Source organism: Shewanella spartinae (genome assembly GCF_019457555.1).
Taxonomy (GTDB): domain Bacteria; phylum Pseudomonadota; class Gammaproteobacteria; order Enterobacterales; family Shewanellaceae; genus Shewanella; species Shewanella loihica.
Map to the genome: position 1 here is coordinate 706,641 of NZ_CP080418.1, position 24,257 is coordinate 730,897.

A 24,257-nucleotide genomic window follows, 5' to 3' on the forward strand; every position below is an offset into this window, starting at 1 on the left:
AAGGGTAGTGTCTTAGGCCATCAGGCTGGTGAGGATCAGGGCGATGGCCACGCTGATGGCCAGCTCGACGGTGGCGATACCTATGTTGTGCTGCTCTTCGACCTCTGCTTTCAGGTTGATATTGGCCAGTACCAGTTTCTTCACCAGGGCCAGTAGCAGTGAGAGGGCGAGCAGCATGATCACCGAGAAGATCAGCCAGCCGAGTATGTTGGTGACATAGGCGGTCGGCATGAAGACGATGAAGTGGCTGGCGGCGTTGAAGCTCAGTGCCATGGCGAGCATATAGCCGCAGTGACGAATCGCCACCGCGATATGCCCTTTGGCCAGGGCCTCTTGCATCGAGCTGTCGTTGTGGCGCTTGGCATAGCTGCGCTCACGCAGACGGGTCAGCAGCACCAACATCAGCTGTGAGATGGCAAAGGCGCTGAAGATGGCGATAAAGGTGTCCAGGGTCAGATCTTCGGCCCAAAGCAGTACGGAACGTATGATGATGGCGGTGGCGATGGCGGCTGTGGCATCTACTATGGCAACAGAGATATTGCCCTTTAAGATCATGGCGTTCTTATCTATCTCGTTCAACGCCACCTTGTCGTGCAGGAAGCGGCCGAGTTTGATCAGAATCAGGCCGAAGATGCCGTAGGCGCTCATGCCGATGGCCTCGACGAGATAAGACTGGGCCGCCTCACCTGTGATGGCGCCGGTAAGTACGATACCCAGGCCCGCCACGGCACCAGCTGTGCTGATGCCGAAGGCGAAGTTGTCCCGCTCGGACAACTCATGGGTGCTGTTGACCTTAACGGTCCAGCCCTGCAGGTAACGCATGGCCGTGAGCAAGACGATGGCGATAGTCAGATCTATGGCTAAGATGATCGCCAGTTCCTGGGTCAGACCGTAGTGTTGAAAAAATGTCATCTTAATATCCTTTATTTGCCCCGACGAACACTGCGCGTCGTACGACTGCTAGAGTTTCTGAAGTTACTGTTCTTAGAGTAGTTTGAGCGGAACTTGCTGCCGCCAGTTGCCCGTCCTGTGGTGCTGGCCTTAGGCGTCGAGGCGCTTTGACGCGACAGGCTGGTGGAGCCAGAGCGAGACTTGGCGTAGGGGCTGTCAAATTGCTTACCCTGACGGTTGAACTGCTTCTTGGTGCGCTCGAAGGTTTGGTTCTGGGTGCGAGCCTGTTTGGGCGAGGTGTAGCGATAGCGGCCCACATCGTTGTAGTAGCTGTAGTTGCGGCGACTCGACCATCTGTCGTAGTAGATGGGGCCGCGTACCAGGTTGGAGAACATGGAATACATGCCATACCAGGCCCAGAAGGACATGCCGTTGCTGCCAGTCTGCCAACTGCCGTAGGCCGGGTTGCCCACAAGTTGGCTGCCTGCGCCAAAGTCTTCGCCGCCGTTGGCGAGAATATCCGCCTCACGGCTGATGGCATTTACCCTGGCGAGGGCGCCACCTGACATGTCGGCGACCACGTTCACCGGGTCAGACAGCATGTCGTTATACAGGCTGGGATCGGCCGCCTGGTAGAGGTTTTCCGCCTCGTCGAGCTGCTGGTCGAGATCGACGAAATTGCTCTCGTTGCCCAGCTCCTGTAGACGCCGCTTGAGCGAGGCATACATGGGGCCCTGGCTGCTGGCGTCTTTAGACAGCTCCTGTAGTAGGGGGGCGACGTCTGGCTTGGTTGATGCGAGGATATCGGCATACTGCTTGAGTAGGTTGGCGTTGCGCACCTCGCCGTTATCCAGCATCTGGCCTAGGGTGTCGACCCTGGCCTGGGCCAGCTGTTGAAACTTGGCGATCTTCTCTGGCCTGTCGTCGCCGCATCCCGCCAGGGCGAAGACCAGGGTCAGCGCGAGAACACGCATTAGCATCACTGCCATGTTTTCTCCATAAATTTAGTTGAGATTGAGACCGATAAATGAGTGATCAGTCTGCGACTTCTTTGCATAATATAGCGATAAGCTGGGTTATAGTAACCTGTAGTGCAGGATAAAAAGCCATCTTTACTCCCCCTGATAATATGGATGAGTAATTTGGGTGACAATTTTATGCCAAGATGATTACCGCTTGGTTGCATTAACAGCTTATCTATAGCATTGATGACATAATATGTCGACCGTTTAAGGCTGAAGGATTTTTCTGGCGATGGAAAACATGAGCGAGCAAGCGTTACCCCATGAAGTCAATCAGGTTGCCGAGCAGCATTGGCAACGCCTCGCCGAGGCCTGGCCGGATATCTCCGAACAGCTCACCCCGGAGCAGACCAAAGAGCTGAAAACCATCTTCGGTCTCAGCGACTTTGTCGCCGAGCAGCTGTGTCGCCACCCCAACTGGATAGTCTCTCTGTTCGAGGGGCAACTGAGTATGCTGGCCCGCGACAGTTTCAGTAGTGAGCTGCACTCCATTCTGGCAGGCGCCAACGACGAGGAGCAGGTCAAGGCGATACTGCGCCGCTACCGTAACCGTCAGATGGTGCGTCTCGCCTGGCGAGATTTCTTAGGTTATGCCGAGCTGAACGACTCCCTGCTGGATCTCTCGGCCCTGGCCGAGGCACTGATCATCGCCGCCCGCGACTGGCTCTATGGCCAGATGTGCCAGCAGTATGGCACCCCTTGCGACAGCGAGGGCAATCCTCAGCCCTTGATGATCTTGGGTATGGGCAAGCTGGGTGGCCGCGAGCTCAACTTCTCTTCCGATATCGACCTTATCTTTACCTTCCCCGAACATGGCGAGACTCAAGGTGGTCGTCGCAGTCAGGACAACCAGCAGTTCTTTATTCGCATGGGACAGCGTCTGGTTAACCTGCTCAATCAGGTGACGGTCGATGGCTTCGTCTACCGGGTCGACATGCGCCTGCGCCCCTACGGCGAGAGTGGCCCGCTGGTGGTTAGCTTCAGCGGCCTTGAAGACTATTATCAGGAGCAGGGCAGGGACTGGGAGCGCTACGCCATGGTCAAGGCTCGTGCCCTGGGCCCCTGGAGCGCCTACAGCGACGAGCTGCACGACATGCTGCGTCCCTTCGTCTATCGCCGCTATATCGATTTCTCGGCCATCGAATCCCTGCGCAAGATGAAGCAGTTGATCACCCAGGAGGTGAGACGCCGTCGCCTGACCGACAACATCAAGCTGGGGGCCGGTGGCATCCGCGAGGTCGAGTTCGTGGTGCAGAGCTTTCAGCTGATCCGTGGCGGACGTGAGCCGGCGCTGCGTCAGCAGAGCCTATTTGGCGCCATAGACACCCTCTATAAGCTGGGGCAGTTGGAATACCTGGCGGTGGATGAGCTCAAGCAGAGCTATCTCATGCTGCGCCGAGTGGAAAACCTGCTGCAGGCCATAGGCGATCAACAGACCCAGACCCTGCCGCAACACCTGCTGGATTGGCAGCGTCTCTGCTTTGCCTTGGGCATGGCGGGGGAGGCCGAGCTGCGCACCCATATCGAATCGGCGATGGCCAAGATCCATCGCTACTTCAAGGAGACGGTGGGCGGTCAGGAGAGCGACGAGGTGGCCGAGCAGTGGACCGCCCAGCTGTGGAGTCTGGTTGAGGATGAAGACGCCGAGGCCCTGCTCAGGGAGCATGGCGTCGAGGAGAGTGAACTCTGGCCCGCCCTGAAGAACTGGCGTGGCACAGTCGCTAAACGTACCATAGGCCCGCGCGGCCGAGAAACACTCGATAAATTAATGCCCTGGCTGCTGCAGGAGTTTATTCAGCTGCCGACGCCCACCAAGGCTTTTCTGCCGGTGAGTAAGGTGCTGGATCAGATCCTCACCCGTACCACTTACCTCGAGCTGCTGTTTGAGAATCCAGGTGCCCGCCAGCAGTTGGTGAGCCTGTGTATGGCCAGCCCCTGGATTGGTGAGCAACTGGCCAAGTTCCCTATGCTGCTGGACGAGTTGATCGACCCCGCTCAGCTCTATGACACTACCTCGCTCGATGACTACCCCAGCGAGCTGCGCCAATACCTGCTGCGGGTGCCCGAGGAGGATATGGAGCAGCAGATGGAGGCTCTGCGTCAGTTTAAGTTGTCGCAGCAGCTGAAGATCGCCGCCGCCGATGTGACCGGCGTGCTGCCTGTGATGCAGGTGAGTGACCATCTGACCTTCCTCGCCGAGGCGATCATAGAGCAGGTGGTGCTGCAGGCCTGGCAGCAGGTGAGCAAGCGTCACGGAACGCCGCCTTATCTGGCGCCTGAAGAGATGGGCTTTGCGGTGATAGGCTACGGCAAGGCGGGGGGCCTGGAGCTGGGTTACGGCTCAGATCTGGACCTGGTTTTTCTGCACAACTATACCCGCGACAAGTACCCCGAAGCGCAGCAGACCAACGGCGATCGCCCGATCGACATTGGCCATTTCTATCTCAAGCTGGCCCAGCGGATCTTGCACCTCTTCTCCACCCGCACCACCTCAGGAGAACTCTACGAGGTGGATATGCGTCTGCGCCCCTCGGGCGCCTCTGGACTCTTGGTGAGTGAGATCGAATATTTCGGTAGCTATCAGCGCGAAGAAGCCTGGACCTGGGAGCATCAGGCGTTGGTGCGGGCACGCTTCCTGTTTGGCGATAATCGCCTGGCCGCCCGCTTCAGCGAGCTGAGGGCCGACGTGCTCGCCATGGAGCGGGACAAGGCTGAGCTGGCTAAGGAGGTGCGTGAGATGCGCCAGAAGATGCGCACTCATCTGCTTAAGGTCGATGAGGGCTGCTTCGATCTCAAACAGAGCCCAGGCGGGATCGCCGACATCGAATTTATCGCCCAGTATCTGGTGCTGGCCAACACCCATGACCATCCAGAGCTGGCGATCTGGTCCGATAATGTGCGCATCTTCGAAGTGCTGTCTGAGCTGGAGCTTTTGCCTCACCTGAGCGCCCAACACCTGACCCAGGCCTATTGCTACCTGCGCGACGAGAGCCATAGACTAACGTTGCAACAGGCGCCGGGACAGCTGCCTCAGGAGAGTGTTGATCTTCATGTGCAGCGGGTGCTGGCCATCTACGAACAGGTGCTCAATAGCGGCCAATAGCCTTTCTGCTACACTCAAATTAGGTCGGTGACTGATAGGGTGGGCATGTGGCTATATGTCGGGCGTTGATCCTCTCTGTTGTGGCATTTTTTAGCTGCAATGGCGAGCTATTGGCCCTGAACAAGCTATCGCAGCTCAGCTATTACACCGAATCCTACCCGCCCTATAATTACCGTGAATCCCATCAGCTAAAGGGGATCGCCGTGGATCTGCTGGCCGCGGCGGCCCGCAGGGTCGACGGTCGTTTCGACATTCACAGCATACAGCTGGTGCCCTGGGCCAGGGGCTATAAGCTGACCCGCACCGGCAAGAATACCGTGCTCTTCTCCACCACCCGTACTCCCTATCGCGAGCCGCTATTCGACTGGGTCGGCCCCATCTCGGCGACCCGTGTCGTGATCTTCGCCCGCGCCGATCGCGTCATTCATATCACGGATGTGGAGCAGCTCAATCAATACAGCATAGGGGTGATCGCCCAGGATATCGGCGAGCAGGCCTTGCTGGCGGCCGGTATCGCCCGAGAGCAGTTGCGCCGCGCCCATGAGGCCACTTCTCTGGTGCACATGCTCAGGCGTGAGCGGGTCGATCTCTGGGCCTATGAGGAGGTGGTGGGTCGTTACCTGATGAAACAGGAGGGGATTGACACCGACGAGTTTGAGGTGGTCTTTACCCTCAAGGTGAGCGAACTTTATTACGCCTTCAGCCGGGATAGCGATCCCGAGCTGCGTCGTCACCTGCAGCAGGGGATAGATAAGGTGAAGGCCACCATAGAGGCCAACGGCAAGACCCAATACGAGAACATTCTAGCCAAGTATCGTTAGTATGAGTTCTTGATCGATTCGACGCGTTTTATCAGTAGCTTACCGCTGTGATTCAGGCATTGGCGTACCGCCAGACTGAGGGCGCTGGCGACGCTCATACTCAGCATCACCATGATTGCCAGCATGATCACCACCTGATATTTCACTGCGACTAAGGGATCGCTGCCGCCGAGGATCTGTCCCGTCATCATGCCGGGCAGGGTCACCAGTCCCATGGTGCTCATGGCGGCGATACTGGGCGCGAGGGCCTGTTGCAGCGCGCCTTGTATGAAGGGAAAGGCCGCCTGCCAGGGTGTTGCGCCCAGGGCGAGTCGCCCCTGATAGTCCTCCTGTTTCTCCTCGAAGGCGTTAAACAGACGCTGTAGCGCCAGAATATTCCCCGAGAGGCTGTTACCCAGTAGCATGCCCGCCAGAGGGATCATGTACTGAGCCTGATAGACTGGTGAGGGTTGCAGCAGCGCTAGTAACAGCAGTGCCAGCAGGGGCAACAGGCTGACGCTAAGACTAAAGAGCAGTGGCAGCATTAACCTGGCCTTAGGTAGTCGGGCACCTCCCAAGATGGCGCTGGTGCCCACAAGCAGCATGACACTCAGCCAGAGCAGATTGACCCAGAGACTCTCCAGGCTAAAGAGAAACTTGAGGTAGAAGCCGACTAGCAGTAGCTGCGCCGTCATGCGTGCGGCGGCCAGCAGCATCTCGCCACCCAGTTTTAGGTTAAACAGCCTGCCTATCCCCAGGGGCACAAGCAGCACCAGCATGAAGAGCGCAAGCGCTAGCCAGCCGATATCCAGACTCGCCTGCATCTGGTTTGCCATGGTTTAGGCCTCGCCCGCGGAGCGGTTTGCGTTTAGGTATTGGCGCGACTGCATCTCAATGAGGCGACTCATGGTGCGTCTGAACTCGAAGGCCAGGGCGCCCGGGGTGTAGAGCTGCTCAAGCGGCAGACTGGCCTCTAGGTAAAGTTTGACCCCTTGATCGTAGAGCTCGTCCACCAGGGCGATGAAGCGCCGGGCGGGATCATCGTTGGGCGCGTAGTTGAGCTGGCGATCCCCCGCGGCCACAGCGGCGGCGCCATCTTCTGTACCCCTGGCGCGGATCCAGCTGCGCGGCGTGCCCCCAAGGGGTGGTACCTGGCTCAGGAGCAGGGTATCGAACTGGCTGGCGATGGCGATATAGTCGAGCTGTGAGCGTGGGCCGCCGCACAGGGCGTCGAAGTCGAGCCAGAGGGTTGAGGTGCCGCGGCGAATAACGCTAATTTCCCTGCCTAAGATGGTCAGCGGTGTGTCGCTGCCACCACCAGGTTCCAGGGCATCGAAACGCCTGGCAAACTCCCCCTCATCTTGCCAAAAATAGGTCTGTACCTTGTCGAGGTGGCGCAGGCGATGGTCCATGCCGCCATCCAGGTGCAGGGCATCCGTGTGGGCTTCTAACAGGGCGATGCAGGGCAGAAATCTGTCTCTTGCCAGCCCATTCTCATAGAGGCGCTCTATGGGGGTATTGGAGGTGGCGACCAGGGTGATCCCGTGATCAAACAGGGCCTCGAACAGGCCGGACAGTATCATGGCGTCGCCTATGTCGCTGACGAAGAACTCATCGAAGCAGATCACCCGATAACTCTGAGCAAGTCTGCCGGCGATGCGCCTTAGGGGATCGCGTTTGCCGCTCTCGGCCTTGAGCTCATTATGAGCCCGCTCCATGAAGCGATGAAAATGCAGCCTGAGGGCCATCCCATCGGGTAGGCTTTGACAGAAGATATCCATCAGCATTGTCTTGCCGCGACCGACGTCGCCCCATAAATAGAGCCCCTTAGTCGGCGCCTGATTACTTGGATGTAGAGTGCCTGGCTTTTGAGCGCCAGAAGGCGTTGCTTGCAAGGCCTGATAGAGGGCTTCCAGGTGCAATATGGCCTGCTGCTGAGCCGGGTCGTCGACAAAGTTCTCCTGGGTGAGTTGATGTTGAAAACCTTGGAGGGGAGAGCGCGACATGAGATGACCCAGGTAGTGAGCGGACGGTCATTATATCAAGATGTTATGAATTAAACAGCGCCCACAGGGGGCGCCGTTTTGATGGACTATTGCATGTCTGAGCGCAGTACCAGTTCCACGCGACGATTACGCTGTCTGCCCGCCTCATCCAGGTTGTTGGCTACAGGCACATATTCGCCCACGCCCATGGGGCTGAGCTGAGCCTTGTTGATGCCATGAGATTGGGTGAGGGTGGCGACCACCGCCTTGGCTCGCTGCTCCGACAGCCCCTTGTTGTAGCCCTGTTTGCCTTGGTCATCCGTGTGACCCACCACATAGAAGTGCTGCTTGGGATGGCTCTTGAGGTAGGTGGCTAGGGTGGTGATCACTTCGTCTGCCTCGGGCAGCATCTGATCGCTGTCGAACTTGAACAGCAGGCCATCCAGCGCCACGTGGCCCTGTTGGGCTATCTTATCCTTGAGCCCCTCGAGATCGATGACCACTCTGTCGTCGACGAGTTTGGTCTCTTCTACCACCTTTATCTCGCTCCACAGGCCGCCATGATAACCTGTGATAAAGACCATGGCGTGCACAGCGCCCTCGGGGCGATCGAGTCGATACAGGCTGTAATATTGGTTTTCATCGAAACCTATGCTGATCAGGGTCTTGATGCGACGTTCGATGAGATCTGTCTTACCACAGGCTAAGCCCTGGCAGTGAAAGCCCCGGACAAACCCCAGCTTTTCCAGCGCCGCCTTATAGTTAGCGTCGACCTCATACTCCGAGTAGCCCCTTGGGAGTTTATAGCCGATGTCGGTGACCTTACCCTCTAATGTCTTAATCTTGTGCTGGCCCTGTTCGACACCGTCAAATACCAAGGTCTGGGCATAGCCCTGCTGCTGATATTTTTGGATGAAGGCGCCGGGCAGCCTGGCGATCATAGGGTGGTCCTTCGAGCCTTGGGTATCCTTGTTGCCTCTGTCCTTAAATTCGCTCTGGCTGACCTTGCTTGTCAGGTAGGCCTGGTTGGTGGTAAGCAGATCCAGAGGCTCGTCAATCACCTCGACGATATCCAGCTGCAGGCCGGCGCCGTTGTGCCAATTAGCGCCATAGACAGAGAGGTAGAGCTGTTTCTTGGCAAGCGTGAGCTTGGTGGTTAGCAGTGCGGGTGTCTTCTTGGGGATGTCGCTGAGCGGCGCTATCTGTTTTGAGAGTTTGAGATCATCGCCGCAGGCCTTCTCCTGACACTCGAACAGTATTGTGCCGCCGAGCTTCTCTATTTGTGCCTTATAGTTGTTGATGGCGTGGGAGGCCAGATAGCTGCTTGGCAACTTGTAATAGACCCGTTTCAGCTGACCGGCAACCGTCTGCGTCTGATAAGTGTTCTTGTCGACGCCAATCACCAAGTCGAAGGGAGTGTAGTGGCGATCTTCTTGCTTATAAAGTTTACCTTCTGGCAGGGGCTGAAAGGGGAGGTCATTGGCCAGTGCCAGGCTGCTAAGGCCTAAGCCGCCACATAAGGCGAGTGTGCAGGCGAGAGTTTGGGGTTTCATCTTAATTCTCTTTAAGTTTCTGAAAGTCGTTTTATCAATATCTGCTTGGTCATATTGCTTGCACCAGCTAAGGCGCGGGGCAATCGGTCATTATGGTAGGCCCCTGCATAGATGCCTGACGTTGCATCAGGTCGGCCATGGCCTGTGGCGATAGGCCTTTGTAGAGCAAGGCAACATTTGGCTGATTTGCTAATGGTTTTAAGGCGTCGCAGCGCGTCGGCGACATTATGGCGATCGACTCGGCCTGAGCGTTTGCCAGTGCCTGCCAGTCTTGGCTATCGACCTCGCTGAAGCTGAGGTTGCCCTTAAGCGCCTTGAGATCGCCAAAGTTGGTGATTTGACTCTGCTCTATGCTCAGCAGACTGAGATGGCTAAGGCCAGCCAGCGCCGACAGGTCAGCCAGCACGCCGCCCTGTAGGCTCAGCATCTCCAGGTTAGACAGCTTGCTCAGGGCTTTTAGGCTGACCGAGTCGCTGGATAGGTGGCAGCTCAATACAGTGAGCGCCTGTGCCGATGTCAGCCCCAGTTGCGAGACCTGTTGCTTGATACATGCATCGAGCGCCTTGTCTTGCTGGCTAAGCTTGTCACTGTCGGCAGATTTTGAGTCAGAAGTGCTTGGAACTGCTGCATTATCATCGGGGCGGCTAGCATCCGCGCTTTCAATATCAGTCCCGTTAAGATCTGGTGCGTTAATGCTTGATTCGGCCGAACTAATTTCGTTAAGGCGAGATTCTGAATGCTCTAGACCTTCAGGCTCGGATGCCGACAGATTGGCCGCTTCTACTATATCGGGGAGCCGTTCGGCCATCAGCCCTTCGAGCAATAAGATATCCTGGGCAACCGCCGGCATGGCCTGGGTAACATAGCAAAGCTTGCTGGTTTCCAGAAGGTTGACCAGCACGGCCGCGCGGCTCTGGCCGATATTTATCGCCATCAGCGCCGCGTAAGCCTCCCCCTGCTCCTGGGTCTGAGTCAGGCTTTGCAGTTGGTTGAGATAGTCTTGTACCTCGTCTCTGGTCTGCTGAAATTGTTCGAGTCGCTTGGGTTGATAACAGCTGGAGTTTTTGTCGATTCGGGTGAGGAAGGCGCGATAGCGAGGCAGATACTCATTGGTCAGGGTTAACATCTTGTTCGCGGTGAGCGCCATCTCACCGATTAAGGCATCTTGCAGTAGTGGCCTAGCATCTTGGTATTGGTCAAGCTTGTTAGAGAAAGTCTCCATCTGCTCTCTGTGTCTGCGACTCAGCTGACGGGCACGCTCGGTCAGTGGCGTCGTTTGGAGTTGAAACTGTTTGATGGCATCTCTGTCGGTTACTTTGTCGGTGTCTGTGCCTGTTCCTGTGCCGGTATCGGCAGAGGCTAGGCCGCTAATCGATACTAAGCTAAGCGCCGAGGTCAGCGCCAGTGCGCGCAGCACCTTGCTGCTGAAATTGGAGATGCTTTGGGGGATCCTAAGGTCTTGATCAAATAACACGACTTAGCCTTATCAGATGGCGAGCGTTGAGGGGCGTCAATCTTGCGATTGAGCCGCCATGGCATAGACGCTCCTGCCTATGCCATGGCGATTAACTTTAGAAGTAGAGGTTGTCTACTAGCTTTTCGTTGACATAGAGTTCGCACTTATCTGCGGTGCTGCTCTTAGAGGATTGCACTATACCCGCGATGGCGCCGAAGGCACCGCCTTGCTTACCCAGCACAGACCCGAAGTAGCAGTGGCTTTTAACGGCAAAGTCTTTGTAGTTGGCCTTAAGGTTTTGGGTTGGGGTGTAAGGGGGGAATCGGCCCTGCATGATAGGATCGCCGTTGATGCTAAGGATCAAGATGTTCTTCTTGTCGTGGTAGCTGCCGTTAAATTTAAGCACTGTGCCATCGACTTCGACCGTCTTTTCCAGTGCCATGCGCGGGCCTGGATCTGAGGCGCAGGCGGTCAATAACAGGGCTAGGGTCAGGGCAGAGAGTGAAGCAATTTTCATTGATATAGTCCTTTATATGGGAAGAAATAGTCCTGAGTGGTTGAATGGTTTTGAGGATGAAATGCCTCTCAATATGCTTTATTCACAACCACTTAAAATAAGCCTTTAGGTTTATTCGTAGCGATCCTATCGCAAAATATCGGCCGGAAACATTATTCTTTCGGGTGTATTTTGGCGGTTTTATCGGCGAAAAATATTTCTCGGATCTCTGCTTATGCCCTTTCAACCTCAGGTTAAGGGCAGATGAAAATCATCCATAGACTCAGCAGCAAGACGCTTGCACCCAGGACGAGGAGAAAGCTACCCAGTCGCTCCTTGGGTGGCGTGCTTTCCTCCATGACGATAGGGTAATCGAAGAAGATGGCCAGATAGAGCAGGCTTCTGAGGGGATAGGCCATGCTGGATAAGCTATAGCTTTGTCCTCGCTTTAGCTTGATGACGAGCCTGTGGGCGCGCTTACACTCTATCTGGTTGCTGTTTTGGTAGCTGTGCCAGTCGAACTGCAACTGGGCTATCTCATCTCGGCTTATGTTTTGCGACGACCCAGAGTTGCTGGTGAGAAAGGGGGGCAAGGTGATGCCAGATTGGCTAATGATGATCTGCTGATTTGCCTGGCTATCGGCCTCTATCCCCAGGTGTGTTTTAACCTGGCGTTTACGGAAAATGGCGTAAACCAGCAGGCCTATTACGGTCAATATTGGGAAGCGCAAAAAATCGAACCTGGGGTCGACAGAAGGCATGAACAGTGTCAATAGAATGAACGGGAGCAGACTTGTGGCGAGCAGGGACTCTTTCTTAAGCGGCAGGGCAAAGAAGTTAAACGAGATGGGAAGCTTTTTCTCGCTCTGCTTGTCGAGACCTAGGTATTGGCTCAAGAAGACGGTATCGAACCATTTCAGGTTTTCCAGTAGGTGATTGAGTGAGTTCATCTCGATGAAAAGTCCCTTTTTCTTAGCATTTGTGTCGAGCATCAATGCTCTGATTGCCGCGTAATAGATCAAAAAGGGCAAACAAGTTGCCCAAGAAGATGCTGAAAATATCTCAGATAATCGCTGTTGACTCAAGGCTATAGCCGTAACGAGCGGAAATACCAGCTGTCACCTATTCGCAAGTACTTGCAAGCCGTCGCGCTACTGTTGCCTTTGCCACTGGCGATATAAAGGTCGATCTCCTTGGCCTCTAGCGCACCTAACTTCTCTTGCTCTATTTTGGCAACCTTGGCTGGTGTTATTGCCTTAATTTTTATGGTGTCAGGCTTAGCTTGGTATTCTTTAACATATTTACCATGGCGATCGGCGAGCTGTTTCCTCAAGGTTTTTTCACCGAAGATGCCTAGCCAGGGCTCGGGAAATTCTGCCACATAGGCGTCGAAGTCCTCTGCGGCGTAGATATCCAGCATCTTGATGCAGCGCTGAGCCAAGGGGTCATCACTGAAATTTTGCTCGGTCGATGCCTGGAGGTTGGTTGATATTAGCGTTCCCGCTAATGTTCCGGCTATGGTTCCAAATAATGCTATTGCCGTCCATGGTTTGTTCATCTGGTTAGTTCCTTGTTAAGTTGATGGGCTTACAGAAAATACTCTTTAAACAGCAAGCCAGTTACCGCCACAAGCGCAACGATAGGAAAGGCGACAAACAGGCTACGAGCGACGATGGTCAAAGAGTGTCGACGTTTTTGCGTTGCGATGGGGTAGTCGAAATAGACCAGCAGGTAGAGTAGCGGCTTAATCGGGAAGTAGAGGCTCTTCAAACAGATTGATTTACCCGATTGCACCGTGATGATGAGTTCGCTGACATCGTAGGTGGTGCGCAGGTCGCGCGTGCTGGGCCAATAACGCACGCCTATCTCCTTTATGTCTCGTCGCTGCATTTCCAAAGGGCCCGCTTTGATATCGATAAGGGGACTGCCGGGAATACAGACCCTTTCAGCGTTAATCTGGCAAACATGGGCTTTCGCCCGACCATAAATACTATTGATAAACAGTTTCTTGAGAAGCAGATAACTTATGATGGCGCCGATATTTAGCATCAGCCAGGCCTCTGGAAGCATAAGGCTAGGATTGATAAAGGGCAGAATGGCCAATGTCAGTGGGCCAATGAAAAAGAGTATTTCTAACGGCAAGGGCAGCGGGTAGAGCAACCTGGATGACTTGAGGCGAACGTCGCTGTCGCTAGTTAGTTGGTTCTTTCCCTTGAAGTCTGTGGTACCAAACCAGGGAGTGTCGTCAAGGGTTAGCTTTTCCATGCTTATCGGGTTCCTTTTATGCCAAGTGAGCCTGTGAATGCCGCTATTTGAGTAAATAAATCATGTCGTGACTGTCGCCTTGTGGAGCGCCGCGGTAGCTAACCAAAGTTATCAATACCACAAGTGGTTTTAACATTTTTTTATCAGGGATAAAAAATGGCCCCTAGGGGCCATTTTGTCCTTTATTGGTTGGCCTTGGGACACTCTGTTGGTGTCTCGGCTGCCATATTGGCATACTCGGGTTGCAATATCATTGGCTGTATCTGTGCTTTTAACGAAGCCGATTGCCCTGAGCTGTCAGCGCCGCTGGCGATGGTGACTTTATAGGTCTTATGTGTATTTGGACATAAGTCTCTACCCGTTAACGCATCACCGCTGACATTGACAACATCACCAGCAAATTCAATGTAGTAGGTGGCAATACCGTCGTCGGCGCGAATACCTGTTAACTGGACTGTATGTTCACCTTCCTCAAGCGAGACGTTTAGTGGGCCCACCTTGCGTTGAGGTTGGTTGTTGTCATACATCACCTTGTTATTGACCGATAATTTAAACACATCGTCGTTAAAGTTACCATTGTCACCAAAGGTGATCAGTAGCTGGCTTGGTCCAACGAATGGGTATTGATTACTCAATATATTGGCGACCTCCACGGTGATATACCCAGTCACCGCACCATTAGGCACGATAATCACTAGGGTATCTGTGGTGGCAGACTTTACCGCAGCTCTAATACGTTCCCCATTCGCACCGCTAAAGGTGACGATATTGCCCATTGGTTGTTTACTAAAACCAATGCCACTTATCTCTAACTCTGTGCCGGGAGAAGCCTTGTTAGGCGTTATGTTAGTGATCGTGAGATCTGTGCCGATTAGAATTTCATAAGGTACCTCGGCCACCTCATCTCTGTGGTGAACCTCAACCTTTAAGGGGCCTACAGCATTCTCGATTTGGCTTATGTCATTAAGGTCAAAGGTCAGTTCCGTGCCCAGTTTATTGACGCTTACGAAACTGGTGTCGAGCTGCTTCTCACCCTTGCCCAGATCGAAGACTTTCACTTCTGGTTTGGTATCACCAAATACCCCTTTAACGACGGCCATGCCACTTCCGACTATGGTAAATCGCTTAGTTTCTTGGGTCTTCTCAATGGCTCTTGGCGTGATATCTGAGGCCTTTAGTCCCCAGGTAACGATATAGTCGAGCTTGGTCGGCACATCGACCAGATCGTCTATGGTTTTGGCCATATCGACCATAGAGTCCGCAAGCTTACTGGCTTCATATACCGAGGTAATAGTCCCCCAGCCAGGAATAAATTTTTGGGCGACCTTTTGCAGCATTTTGTTGATGAAGTATTTCTCGTCAACCTCTAATGCAGTCAGAAGTGCCATGGTGACTGGGCCGTAGGAGGCACGATTGGTTGGATCTGAGATCACCGCCTTGATCTCTTTGCTGTATAACTCCTTCCCTAGATTAGCCGCAAGGGTCTGCCAGTCGTCAAAACTTGGCTTATCCTTGGCCATTAGTTTGTCGATCTCTGTGCTGATGGCTGGCAGGTATTGATAAACGGCCTTGACGATTGCCAGGGCTGTTGCCTGTTTCTTGTATTTGCTGTCGTTGAGGTCTATGCCCGCCGCATCGAATAATATGGAGTAAAACCGAATGACGACATTATCTATAATGGTCCTGATCGCCAACATCTTACGGGCATCTTGAGCTCGCTTATCGTAGGCCTCTAGTCCCCTGAAGCTGAATGGGCTGGGGCCGAAAATGCCATCAACGCCAGGTGTGATGATCTGGTATAGGCAATCTGTATAGACGCACTTGTCGATAAGGGAATCACTCGACCAGAGCGAAATGCCTAACCAGGTACCAGATTGCGGCCCCATCATGCCCGAATCCCAAGGGGTAGTGATATGGTCGGCAATCGGTTTGTTGAGAGAGGCTAGATCTGTTTTTATCTCTCCTGTTTTGGAATCGATAGGATAGATTCTGGCGCTTAGGTAGAGCTGACTGCGATTTCTTATTTCAACGCAGCCATCGGCATTCAATACTTGGTACCACTTGGGATCGACCCCTTCGCCACAGTTATTCATTATCTCTGTACTGTTTTCGGCGAAGGTTGTGGCCGCCATCGACATGTCGAAGGCTTGCCAAGTGCCATTAGTCTCTGGATAGGAGACTATGCTGGGTTCAATAGCCGATAGTGCCTGGTTGGTACTCGATCCCGCGGCACCGTCATCTAGAGGAGTTAACCTAGCCTTGGATGGTGACAACGAGGATTTCAGCAAACGCTTTGAGGTTAGCTCTTCCTTGATTTTGGACTCAAACCGGTTGAGTAGATCGTAAGCTTCAGCTTTTCTCGCCTTATAGCCGAAGAAGCTCGTATCTTTGGCTAGTGCCGCTTTGGCCTCTGCGAGGTAAGCTTGGTATGCCTGTGTTGTCTGCACTATTTGCATGAACTTCTCTGTGCCGACACCTTTTGCCTCATAGTAATAGTTCATATGAAGTACCAAGCTTGCCAAGGCTGTCGATTCGAAGCTCAATGAGATACTGTCTTGGTTCATGGAATAGACTGTACTCAGGTAGGCTTCGAGTTGGCCGTCGGCACCCTGGGTATAAGAGAAGATGACTTCCGCCTCACTCCCCATTTTCTCCAATTCGAAGCTATTACCATTAAGCGCCTTGGCCATCTCGGGATAGATGCCCCCTATCGCAGCTAAAGGTTTGGCTGAAGGTTCGAGGACGTTAACGGCTATCTCTTGTGTGATGATGAAGGTGATGGGGTTACTCTGTCCGTGAGCATTGCTGACAGAGTAGCTACCACCACTCAATGTCTCTGGCACTGTGGTTCGAACAGTGTTTTCATCGACGAACTGGGCATTGACAGGTTGGTTGTTGAAGAAAACGCTGGTGTCTTCATCAAAGTTGTCACCACTAAGTGTTATCTGTTGGCCTGGTTTGAGGCTTCTAGGGTTAGAACTCATGAGTAGTGGCAGTTCAGCGTCGCCAATTTCAATTGGAAATGGGTCTGATTTATTTGTGCCGATAACAATCGAGAGCGCGCCCTTACCCATATCTTGGGGAAGTAAAAACCTTAGGTGGCTTCTTTGCGATGCGTGTTCGACCTGCTTTGGAAATAGGTTGTAAATTCTGCCATTTATGTTCACCACTAACAGCGTGTTTTCAGACGCACTAGACACTCCTTCGACGGTGAGTTCGAATTCATCCCCGGCTCTGAGATAGTTTTTGATCTTATTCTGCTGGAAGAGGGTGTGCAGAGATTCGATAAAGAGATCGCCTGGCTTGGTCCAGGAGACAATAGTGGCCGGGATTAAACGTTGAGCGTCATTCTTGTCGAAGATATCGTCGTTGTCGTCGTCGTTGTCTAAGTGATCAATAAATTTATCGTTATCCGTGTTAGTGGGATCATTGCTGTTGCCACTTTCTAGTTGATCATCAATACCGTTACCGTCGGCATCGCGCTCAAGGAAGTTGGGGGCGCCGTCATTGTCCAAATCTTCCATGCCTTCGATGGAATCGTTGAAACTATCGCCGTCTGAGTCGGTATCTAACCAATTGGGAATGCCGTCCCGGTCTGTGTCTAGTCCTAGACTCTCCAAGGCCATACTGAATTCGATACCGTCAATGATCTTGTCTTTATCTTGATCATTTTCATTGATATCTGCGCCTAAGGCGGGCTCTTTCGTATCGTCGAATCCGTCGATATCCTGATCGTTAAACATAGTCACTTGATAGGTGAGGTCGCTACCGCCAGCATAGTTCTCATCTATGATACTGAGCTGATAAGTACCTGGTGTATAGACGGGAAAGTTCACTACATAGGTATTTGCACGAGTGTATCGATATAGTTGAATGTCATTAATGACCAAACCATTGGCATCTGAAACATAAACCTGAGGTTTAAACCTTGCCGAAGGTGAAGTGAAATAGGCTGTGTAAGATTGCGGCTTATCGACATGGAATTTAAACAGGTCGCCTTTATCAAACTCTGAGTCAATGACACCTTGTACCCTGACGCCGAGATCGATTTCGATTGGGGTGGCTACCGCAGGATTGTCATTTGGCTCTTGTTCTACAAACAGAGGATAAGCATGCTTGCTGGCATCAAACGGATAGTCATCCAATTCATCTACCACGCCGTCGCCATCTTCATCCCTGTTTTCCCAGGTGCCCACCTGAGGGGGGGCTGTGGGATCGGTAGGATCCGTAGGTTCGGTCGGCTCAGTTGGATTGGTGGGATCAACAGGGTCCACAGGATCTGTCGGTACCTGAGAGTTAGGGCCTTCTCCCTCTTTGAGTTCGCCGTTACACCCCGTTATTGCCAGGGTCGAGGTCAGCATGAGTGCCAGCCAATGTTGCTTGGTCAGGCGAGACGTGTGTTTCATTTTATATATCCCTATGATTTTACAAGGTCCAGAATTCTTGTTTGGTATTGAATATTCGGTTTAGCTGTTTCGCTGAGCTTACATTCGAAATGGTGTCTGCATACGCATCAGTCCCTGAGCCGTGATTGCCAAATACGTATCACCCGTTGCCAATCCCAGCACGTTGCATGCCAGCTGTTCCCGGCTTGGGTTATAGAAGGGGGAGGTGACTATCTCCTTAATGAGGTAGTTGGCAAAGGGGACGATCAGCTTTTGGCACCAGCGCACCTCTATCTGCAGCAGGTTGGCGTCCTGCACATTCAGTTGTCGGTTATTGCCCACATTCTTGGGGGCAGGGTCACGAAACATCAGGTTGTTGTTGGGGATCTCATAGTGAGAGCCTGTGTCATATCGACTTCGCACCTTGAAACGGTCGAAGGTTTCCCTGTCAGGGCTGAGTATGGTTATTTGACTTTGTACCAGGGTGGCGAGTCTTGCCTTGGCGAAGGCCTGTACCGTGTCACTCGTGCCCGTGCCGTGGGCAAATAGCGGCATCATTCCCTGGGCCAGCCCTTTGCGCATCTCGTCAATATTGCCATGGTGTAGGGTGCCGGCCCGAACGGCGGCAACCGTGGCCGCATCCAGGGTGCTCTTGCTGGTATAGATAAAGGCCCACTGCACGATCAACATCATGGCAACCAGAATGATGGGAATAAGAAACGGCAGGGCAAGGCTGAACTCAAACATACTCTGCCCTCGCTGTTTCGATCGTGCCGCTATCATAGCCCCGCCTGTGCCGTCGTTTGTGGCTGGCTCTGCAGCTGATTGAGGGCGTCGAGCAGCGCCTTGATTTGACGGCCCACGGCAGAGTCGGCATCGCCCTGGTTGCTGGCGGTATTGAGCAGATTGGTGGACTGCTTGATACGCACCAATCCCATGTTGTACCAGGCCTTCTGGTTATTTGGCTCTAGCTCGATGCAGCGTCGATAGGCGGCGATGGCCGCTTCATGACGGTTGGTACGGGTATAGATGTTACCCAGGCGAAACCAGGCGGGCGCATAGTTAGGTACGCTCTTTAGTACCTCGAGATAGAGGCTCTCCGCCTGATCCAACATGGCCAGTTTGTAGGCATGCTCCGCCTGAGACTGAATCGCCATGATCTGCTCATTGCCCTTGTGCTCAGGCTTCTGAGGCGTCGATGAACAGGCGCCGAGTAGCGCGGTAACGGCGACGAATAGCGAGAGGCGTATTAGTTTGCCCATGTCAAAATATCTCCGGGTTTTATCTGTTTGTGGGTGGAGTTGCCTGCCGCCAACTCCAAAACCTGAGTGGCACCTCGACAAGCACTGCTGCGCCAGGGCTTAAGATTTCGGGTGATCTTAAGCACCTTGTTGTTTTTATTGAGGTAGACGATATCCAGCGCATAGCGCATCCCTAAGGTATGCACAGAGCTGCAGGGAGCGATAAGCATCCCTTGCTCGTGAGAGAGGGGGCGACGACCTAACAGTCCCCTGAGTCTGAGCCAGGGAGTATCGGCCACGAAGACTTCGGTGATCGCCTGTCCGTTTGGGGTTTTCAGTATGGTTTTCTTCATGTTAGAGCTCGTACATAAACTTCATGGCAATCGGAAAGGCCAAGATCATAAAGGTCACGGGAAAGATGAAGACGATCAGCGGGAAGACCAGCTTGACCGGTGCCTCCAGAGCCTTCTTCTCGGCGCGCTGAAAACGCTCTATTCGGCGTTGATCCGACTGGATCCTCAGTGTCTGGCCCAGGCTGGCACCGGTTCTTTCCGCCTGTGCCAGGGCGCTGACCAGGCTGTTGACCTCGGTCACCTGTACACGATCGGCCATGTTACGAAACGCCTGGGCACGTGACATACCGGCGCGCATGTCACGAATTACCTTCTCAAATTCGATGCGCAGTGGTCCGGCTGGGCCGCGCTCGACCGCCTGGCTGAGGGCGCCCGTCATGTTCAGGCCCGCCTCGATCGACATGGTGAGGTAGTCCAGATACACGGGTAGGCTCTTGACGATCAGCCCCTGACGTTTCTTACGCAGATCGTTGAGAGTCATCACAGGCAGAAAGTAACCGAACACGGCGGCCAGCAGCAGATATTGAGGCACATAGGCGTCGAGCATGGCACTACATATGAGCGTCAGCCCCAGGCTAAACAGGGTGCTCAGAATGCGGATGGCAAAGTATTGCTCGGCGGTCATTATGTAGGATAATCCAGAGACCTGGAGCTTCTTGGAGACCCGCTCCAGATAATCGACGCTGAGGTTCTCACTGACATAGAAGGCCAGCAGGCGTACCAGGGGCCAGATAAGCTTGAGACCCGGCGATAGCGGGTCCATAAATTCACGGTTTTCCTTCGGTACTCTGTGGTAGATGCGGGCGCAGCTTACAATCAGAAAAACGAAGGAGATCACGAAGCAGGCGACAATAAGATTGACCATGATTTTCCCTATACGTCTATCGCGACGATCTTACGGATCGACAGGTAGCCACTGGTGAGCATGATGATGACCAGGGCAATCAGGGCCCACCCCATAGGCTCGGTGAGAATACGGCCCATGGCGGAGGGCTCCATGTGGTAGAGCACAACGCCGATAAAGACGGGCAGCAGTGTCATCACTATCCCTTGCATCTTGCCCTGGGAGGTCAGGGCATCTATCTTGCCTTCCATCTCTATCTTGCGTCGCAAGGTGGCTGAGAGGCGTTGTAACACCTCCGCCAGGTTGCCCCCGACCTCACGGGAGATCTGCATGCCGGCGGTCACCAGCTGAAACTCCTCTTCGGGGATGCGTTTAAACATGTTGTCCAGCGCCGTGTTGAACTCCACCCCCAGGCGCTGCTCGCGCAGGAAGAGCTGAAACTCTTGCTTGATCGGCGCCTCCATCTCTTCGGCCATAAACTCGATGGCGTTGCTGACGTTGGCCCCCGACTGCATCGAAGAGGCGATCATATTGAGTGCATCGGGCAGCTGGTGGACAAACTTGCGGCGACGGCGCTTATGCAGGAACTGATAGGCGAAGCGTGGCAGCAGCGCCAGCGCGATACTCAGTAATATCCCCAGCACCCAGGAGCCGAAGAAGAGCCGCACCAGGAAAGGCACCGCCAACAGAGTCAGCATGTTGATGACAAACAGCTGCCTTGGCTCGATAAACAGGAACATATCGAACAGGTTGGTGCGGGCCGAGCTGGTAAAGGTTTCCTGATAGCGTTTGGCGAAGCGTGTCGACAGATGCTTAAGCGCCCACACCAGCATGGTGACCGAGGCGAACGCCAGTATGGCGGCAATCAACGGACTACTCATAGCGGCTATCCTTGTCGAAGATATCCAAACGTACGGCGATCCCTTGTTTTCTTAGCTGTTCGTAAAACTCGGGCAGAGTGCCGGTTGCGGTGTAATAGCCCTGTACCTTGCCCTGTTCGTCGAAGCCAGTCTGCTGGAATTTGAAGATCTCCGACAGTTGCACCACAGTGCCTTCGATGCCAGTAACTTCACAGATGCTGGTAACTCGGCGCGAGCCGTCACAGAAGCGCGACTGCTGCACTATGATGTTGACCGCCGAGGTGATCTGCTCGCGGATCGCCGTGACAGGTAGATCCATTCCCGCCATCATCACCATCACCTCGAGACGTGAGATACAGTCTCTTGGCGAGTTGGAGTGGGCCGTGGTGAGCGAGCCGTCGTGACCCGTGTTCATCGCCTGCAGCATATCGAGCGCCTCACCGCCACGGCATTCACCGATCACCACGCGATCGGGACGCATCCGTAGGCAGTTCTTGACCAGATCGCGGATCTCGATGGCACCTTTGCCCTCCTGGTTAGGGGGACGGGCCTCGAGGGAGACCAGGTTAGGCTGATAGAGTTGCAGTTCGGCGGCATCTTCCACCGTAACGATACGTTCGTTGTCTGGGATGAAGTTAGACAGTACGTTCAGCAGGGTAGTCTTACCCGAGCCTGTCCCCCCGGAGATGACGACGTTGCGCTTCTGCTTCACGGCGATTTCAAGAAACTCCGCCATGGCCTGGCTCATGGAGCCAAAGGCCACCAGATCGTTGCAGCTCAGGCGTCGCTGCATGAATTTACGTATGGTGATGCAGGGACCCTTGAGTGCTAGCGGGGGGATCACCGCATTCACGCGGGAACCATCCTTGAGGCGGGCATCCACCATGGGGGAGCTCTCGTCGATACGTCTGCCAATGGGGGTCACGATTCGTTCGATGGCGCCGAGTACCGCTTGATCGTCGGAGAAGGCGATATCCGACAGGTAGAGGTTACCCGCCTTCTCATAGAAGATTTGATCATGGCTGTTGACCATGATCTCAGTGACATCTGGGTCGGCAATCAGCCCCTCGAGCGGCCCTAAGCCTATGGTCTCGTCCAAGACCTCTTTGGTCAGCGCCGAGATCTCGATATCGTCGGGTAACTTGAAGTTGTCGATGATCTGTTTGAGTAGTACCTCACTCTGGGCGCGCAGCTCGGTATCACTCATCTCGTTAACGTTAACCCGGCGCAGATCCATCTGCTTGAGTAGCTCGGTATGCACCTTGCGGCGCCACTCGTTGCGTCTCTGAATCTGGGCGCTCTGCTCCGTCACTATTGGAGGCTGCGCCTCGGCAGAGGTTACGGCTGCAGCGGCCACGGGAGCGGCTGGTGCCACGACGGGCGCTGCAGGTGGCGGTGGCGTCTCGGCGGGGGCACTTGCCTGAAATTGCGGATCGCTGCTCTGTACCCTGAGCTGGTAATCGCCCACCTGAATCTTGTCGTTGAGGGTGAGGGGACCGAACTCCTGATGTTTCTCGTCGTTCACGCGCACGCCGGTACGGCTCTTGTTGTCGACGATGAAGATCCCCTCCTCATTTTGCCGCAGGGTGGCGTGATGCTTGGAGATCTTAAAGCCCCGAAGGACGATCAGCTGATCGGGATCTTTACCCACACGGCATTCGCGGTGGATACATTGAAACTCGCCGACCTTGGTCCCCTTGGTGGTGCTGACTAAGATGTTAAACATGAGCTGCTCCTAGTCCAAGATGTAGAAAGCTTCGAGCTTGGTGGCTTCTTCCGCCATCTCCAGGCCGCGATTGAGTTGAGTGTCATGCTCCTCCTGCCCCGGATAGACCACCACAGGGGTGACGAAGATGACCAACTCTGTCTTGTCGTCTTTAAAGTCGCGGGACTTGAAGAGTTCACCCAGGATGGGGATATCGCCAAGCAGAGGGAACTTGTTGACTATCTTGGACATTTCACTGTTGACCAGGCCAGAGATCACTATGGTCTCGTTGTTCTTCACGTTGATCACAGACTCGGTGCGGCGGGTCAGCATACCTGGCACACCATCGACGGCTACAGAAGGATCGATTGAGCTGACTTCGGCCATGACCCGGCTGACGATATTTTGTTGCTCGTCTACCACAGGCTCGATGTCCAGCTTGATGCCGTACTCTTTATATTCGACATCCACGGCGCCCAGGCCGCTGACGCTGCGGATAGGGAACTCGCCACCGGCCAGGAAGCTGGCCGACTCGCCGCTGCGGGTGGTCAGGTTGGGCTGGGCCAGTAGGCGGGCATCGCCCTTTTCAGATAGCAATTGGATCTGGCTGCCGATACCCGAGACGATACCCAGCGAGCTCCAGCCACGGGTATCTAAGACGCCTATGTTCTCGGTAATGGATTTGGTGATCGCCTCTGTGTATTGGCCGGGTGAGGCGACGTTGAAGATAGGGTTGGCAGTAAAGCCCTTAGCTACCCCATATGCCGGACCAGCCATGGAGGTTTCCCACTTGATGCCGACGTTGTTGAGGGTCGACTTGTTGAACTCGACTATCTTGACCTGCATCTTCACCATGGGTGACATTGTCTTGGCAAACTTGAGGTATTTCACCAGGGAGACGACGTTAGGATCGCCTTCGAGGATCTTCTCCAGCTGTTCTTTCTGGGCAAGGTCGGCTTCGCCCTGAACTATGATCAGGCCATCGCTCTCTGAGACAGTGAGCGACGGGAAGGCGGCGAGCATCTTCTTGACCATGGTCGTGGTACGCAGGCTGTTGTCTGGGGTGACGGTGAGGCTGAGCTTGATCAGCTTGCCATCTTTTTGCCATAGCTGCAGGTCGGTATTGCCCGGAGCCTCGCCGATCAGCAAGACGCCCTTGTTATCGACGACCTTGGCGCTGAGCACCTTGCCGTTACCCACGACGATACGCTCGACGTTGGCGGCCTTATAGAGTTCGACTGCACCGACATAGAGCTTCATGGGGCGATTGTTGTGTGCCATGCTGGACGCGGGCAGCA

At 54.2% G+C, this 24,257-nt stretch carries 20 protein-coding genes; 2 read left to right on the plus strand and 18 right to left on the minus strand.

The window, feature by feature from the left end:
• Window positions 1-12: 12 nt before the first annotated feature.
• Both K0I31_RS03190 and K0I31_RS03195 read right to left on the minus strand, forming a co-directional pair.
• Window positions 13-912: a DUF350 domain-containing protein gene (locus K0I31_RS03190; protein WP_220079872.1), complete on the minus strand. Its 900-nt coding sequence runs from the start codon at window positions 910-912 to the stop codon at window positions 13-15.
• A gap of 11 nt (window positions 913-923) precedes the next feature.
• Window positions 924-1,880, minus strand: coding sequence for a hypothetical protein (locus K0I31_RS03195; protein WP_011864433.1), 957 nt, complete (start codon window positions 1,878-1,880; stop codon window positions 924-926).
• A gap of 265 nt (window positions 1,881-2,145) precedes the next feature.
• Between K0I31_RS03195 and glnE the strand changes: the two genes are divergently transcribed.
• Both glnE and K0I31_RS03205 read left to right on the plus strand, forming a co-directional pair.
• Complete coding sequence (gene glnE / locus K0I31_RS03200; protein ID WP_434086909.1) at window positions 2,146-5,016, plus strand: bifunctional [glutamate--ammonia ligase]-adenylyl-L-tyrosine phosphorylase/[glutamate--ammonia-ligase] adenylyltransferase; 2,871 nt, start codon at window positions 2,146-2,148, stop codon at window positions 5,014-5,016.
• A 47-nt stretch (window positions 5,017-5,063) separates the two neighbouring features.
• Window positions 5,064-5,837, plus strand: coding sequence for a substrate-binding periplasmic protein (locus K0I31_RS03205; protein WP_220079873.1), 774 nt, complete (start codon window positions 5,064-5,066; stop codon window positions 5,835-5,837).
• Here K0I31_RS03205 and K0I31_RS03210 read toward each other — a convergent pair.
• The 16 genes from K0I31_RS03210 to K0I31_RS03285 form a co-directional block, all read right to left on the minus strand.
• Window positions 5,834-6,652 (minus strand): ABC transporter permease, encoded by an 819-nt coding sequence (locus K0I31_RS03210; protein ID WP_258406562.1) that lies wholly within the window; start codon window positions 6,650-6,652, stop codon window positions 5,834-5,836. The two genes, K0I31_RS03205 and K0I31_RS03210, sit on opposite strands and share 4 nt — an antisense overlap.
• Before the next feature lie 3 nt (window positions 6,653-6,655).
• The gene (zapE, locus tag K0I31_RS03215; RefSeq protein WP_220079874.1) at window positions 6,656-7,822 is read right to left on the minus strand and encodes a cell division protein ZapE; all 1,167 of its coding nucleotides are present in this window, start codon (window positions 7,820-7,822) and stop codon (window positions 6,656-6,658) included.
• A gap of 86 nt (window positions 7,823-7,908) precedes the next feature.
• Window positions 7,909-9,354 (minus strand): OmpA family protein, encoded by a 1,446-nt coding sequence (locus K0I31_RS03220; protein ID WP_220079875.1) that lies wholly within the window; start codon window positions 9,352-9,354, stop codon window positions 7,909-7,911.
• A 67-nt stretch (window positions 9,355-9,421) separates the two neighbouring features.
• Complete coding sequence (locus K0I31_RS03225) at window positions 9,422-10,828, minus strand: hypothetical protein (protein ID WP_220079876.1); 1,407 nt, start codon at window positions 10,826-10,828, stop codon at window positions 9,422-9,424.
• A gap of 97 nt (window positions 10,829-10,925) precedes the next feature.
• Entirely contained in the window at window positions 10,926-11,327 is a 402-nt protein-coding gene (locus tag K0I31_RS03230; RefSeq protein ID WP_220079877.1) for a hypothetical protein, read from the minus strand.
• Window positions 11,328-11,560: 233 nt separating this feature from the next.
• Window positions 11,561-12,256, minus strand: a complete 696-nt coding sequence (locus tag K0I31_RS03235; protein ID WP_220079878.1) for a hypothetical protein — start codon at window positions 12,254-12,256, stop codon at window positions 11,561-11,563.
• A gap of 137 nt (window positions 12,257-12,393) precedes the next feature.
• Window positions 12,394-12,864 carry a hypothetical protein gene (locus K0I31_RS03240; RefSeq protein WP_220079879.1) on the minus strand — a complete coding sequence of 157 codons (471 nt, stop codon included), beginning with the start codon at window positions 12,862-12,864 and terminating at the stop codon, window positions 12,394-12,396.
• Window positions 12,865-12,893: 29 nt separating this feature from the next.
• Window positions 12,894-13,571, minus strand: coding sequence for a hypothetical protein (locus tag K0I31_RS03245; protein ID WP_220073070.1), 678 nt, complete (start codon window positions 13,569-13,571; stop codon window positions 12,894-12,896).
• 182 nt (window positions 13,572-13,753) lie between these two features.
• Window positions 13,754-17,977, minus strand: coding sequence for an IPT/TIG domain-containing protein (locus K0I31_RS03250; protein WP_220079880.1), 4,224 nt, complete (start codon window positions 17,975-17,977; stop codon window positions 13,754-13,756).
• A gap of 78 nt (window positions 17,978-18,055) precedes the next feature.
• Complete coding sequence (locus K0I31_RS03255; RefSeq protein ID WP_220079881.1) at window positions 18,056-18,703, minus strand: pilus assembly protein; 648 nt, start codon at window positions 18,701-18,703, stop codon at window positions 18,056-18,058.
• 32 nt (window positions 18,704-18,735) lie between these two features.
• Complete coding sequence (locus K0I31_RS03260) at window positions 18,736-19,218, minus strand: tetratricopeptide repeat protein (RefSeq protein WP_220079882.1); 483 nt, start codon at window positions 19,216-19,218, stop codon at window positions 18,736-18,738.
• Window positions 19,206-19,550 (minus strand): DUF192 domain-containing protein, encoded by a 345-nt coding sequence (locus K0I31_RS03265; RefSeq protein WP_220079883.1) that lies wholly within the window; start codon window positions 19,548-19,550, stop codon window positions 19,206-19,208. The genes K0I31_RS03260 and K0I31_RS03265 overlap by 13 nt, the downstream gene beginning before the upstream one ends.
• 1 nt (window position 19,551) lies before the next feature.
• Window positions 19,552-20,415: a type II secretion system F family protein gene (locus tag K0I31_RS03270; protein ID WP_220079884.1), complete on the minus strand. Its 864-nt coding sequence runs from the start codon at window positions 20,413-20,415 to the stop codon at window positions 19,552-19,554.
• Between the two features lie 8 nt (window positions 20,416-20,423).
• A complete protein-coding gene (locus tag K0I31_RS03275; protein WP_220073074.1) occupies window positions 20,424-21,275 on the minus strand; it encodes a type II secretion system F family protein in 852 nt (283 codons plus the stop codon).
• A complete protein-coding gene (locus K0I31_RS03280) occupies window positions 21,268-22,980 on the minus strand; it encodes a TadA family conjugal transfer-associated ATPase (RefSeq protein WP_220079885.1) in 1,713 nt (570 codons plus the stop codon). The genes K0I31_RS03275 and K0I31_RS03280 overlap by 8 nt, the downstream gene beginning before the upstream one ends.
• Window positions 22,981-22,989: 9 nt before the next feature.
• Window positions 22,990-24,240: a type II and III secretion system protein family protein gene (locus K0I31_RS03285; protein WP_258406563.1), complete on the minus strand. Its 1,251-nt coding sequence runs from the start codon at window positions 24,238-24,240 to the stop codon at window positions 22,990-22,992.
• Window positions 24,241-24,257 lie beyond the last annotated feature (17 nt).

Bases quoted from the DNA above. Each gene is read 5' to 3' on its own strand.
- K0I31_RS03190 (WP_220079872.1), bottom strand. From the start codon at position 912: ATGACATTTTTTCAACACTACGGTCTGACCCAGGAACTGGCGATCATC.
- K0I31_RS03195 (WP_011864433.1), bottom strand. From the start codon at position 1,880: ATGGCAGTGATGCTAATGCGTGTTCTCGCGCTGACCCTGGTCTTCGCC.
- glnE (WP_434086909.1), top strand. From the start codon at position 2,146: ATGGAAAACATGAGCGAGCAAGCGTTACCCCATGAAGTCAATCAGGTT.
- K0I31_RS03210 (WP_258406562.1), bottom strand. From the start codon at position 6,652: ATGGCAAACCAGATGCAGGCGAGTCTGGATATCGGCTGGCTAGCGCTT.
- zapE (WP_220079874.1), bottom strand. From the start codon at position 7,822: ATGTCGCGCTCTCCCCTCCAAGGTTTTCAACATCAACTCACCCAGGAG.
- K0I31_RS03220 (WP_220079875.1), bottom strand. From the start codon at position 9,354: ATGAAACCCCAAACTCTCGCCTGCACACTCGCCTTATGTGGCGGCTTA.
- K0I31_RS03230 (WP_220079877.1), bottom strand. From the start codon at position 11,327: ATGAAAATTGCTTCACTCTCTGCCCTGACCCTAGCCCTGTTATTGACC.
- K0I31_RS03235 (WP_220079878.1), bottom strand. From the start codon at position 12,256: ATGAACTCACTCAATCACCTACTGGAAAACCTGAAATGGTTCGATACC.
- K0I31_RS03240 (WP_220079879.1), bottom strand. From the start codon at position 12,864: ATGAACAAACCATGGACGGCAATAGCATTATTTGGAACCATAGCCGGA.
- K0I31_RS03245 (WP_220073070.1), bottom strand. From the start codon at position 13,571: ATGGAAAAGCTAACCCTTGACGACACTCCCTGGTTTGGTACCACAGAC.
- K0I31_RS03250 (WP_220079880.1), bottom strand. From the start codon at position 17,977: ATGAAACACACGTCTCGCCTGACCAAGCAACATTGGCTGGCACTCATG.
- K0I31_RS03255 (WP_220079881.1), bottom strand. From the start codon at position 18,703: ATGTTTGAGTTCAGCCTTGCCCTGCCGTTTCTTATTCCCATCATTCTG.
- K0I31_RS03260 (WP_220079882.1), bottom strand. From the start codon at position 19,218: ATGGGCAAACTAATACGCCTCTCGCTATTCGTCGCCGTTACCGCGCTA.
- K0I31_RS03265 (WP_220079883.1), bottom strand. From the start codon at position 19,550: ATGAAGAAAACCATACTGAAAACCCCAAACGGACAGGCGATCACCGAA.
- K0I31_RS03270 (WP_220079884.1), bottom strand. From the start codon at position 20,415: ATGGTCAATCTTATTGTCGCCTGCTTCGTGATCTCCTTCGTTTTTCTG.
- K0I31_RS03275 (WP_220073074.1), bottom strand. From the start codon at position 21,275: ATGAGTAGTCCGTTGATTGCCGCCATACTGGCGTTCGCCTCGGTCACC.
- K0I31_RS03280 (WP_220079885.1), bottom strand. From the start codon at position 22,980: ATGTTTAACATCTTAGTCAGCACCACCAAGGGGACCAAGGTCGGCGAG.
- K0I31_RS03285 (WP_258406563.1), bottom strand. From the start codon at position 24,240: ATGGCACACAACAATCGCCCCATGAAGCTCTATGTCGGTGCAGTCGAA.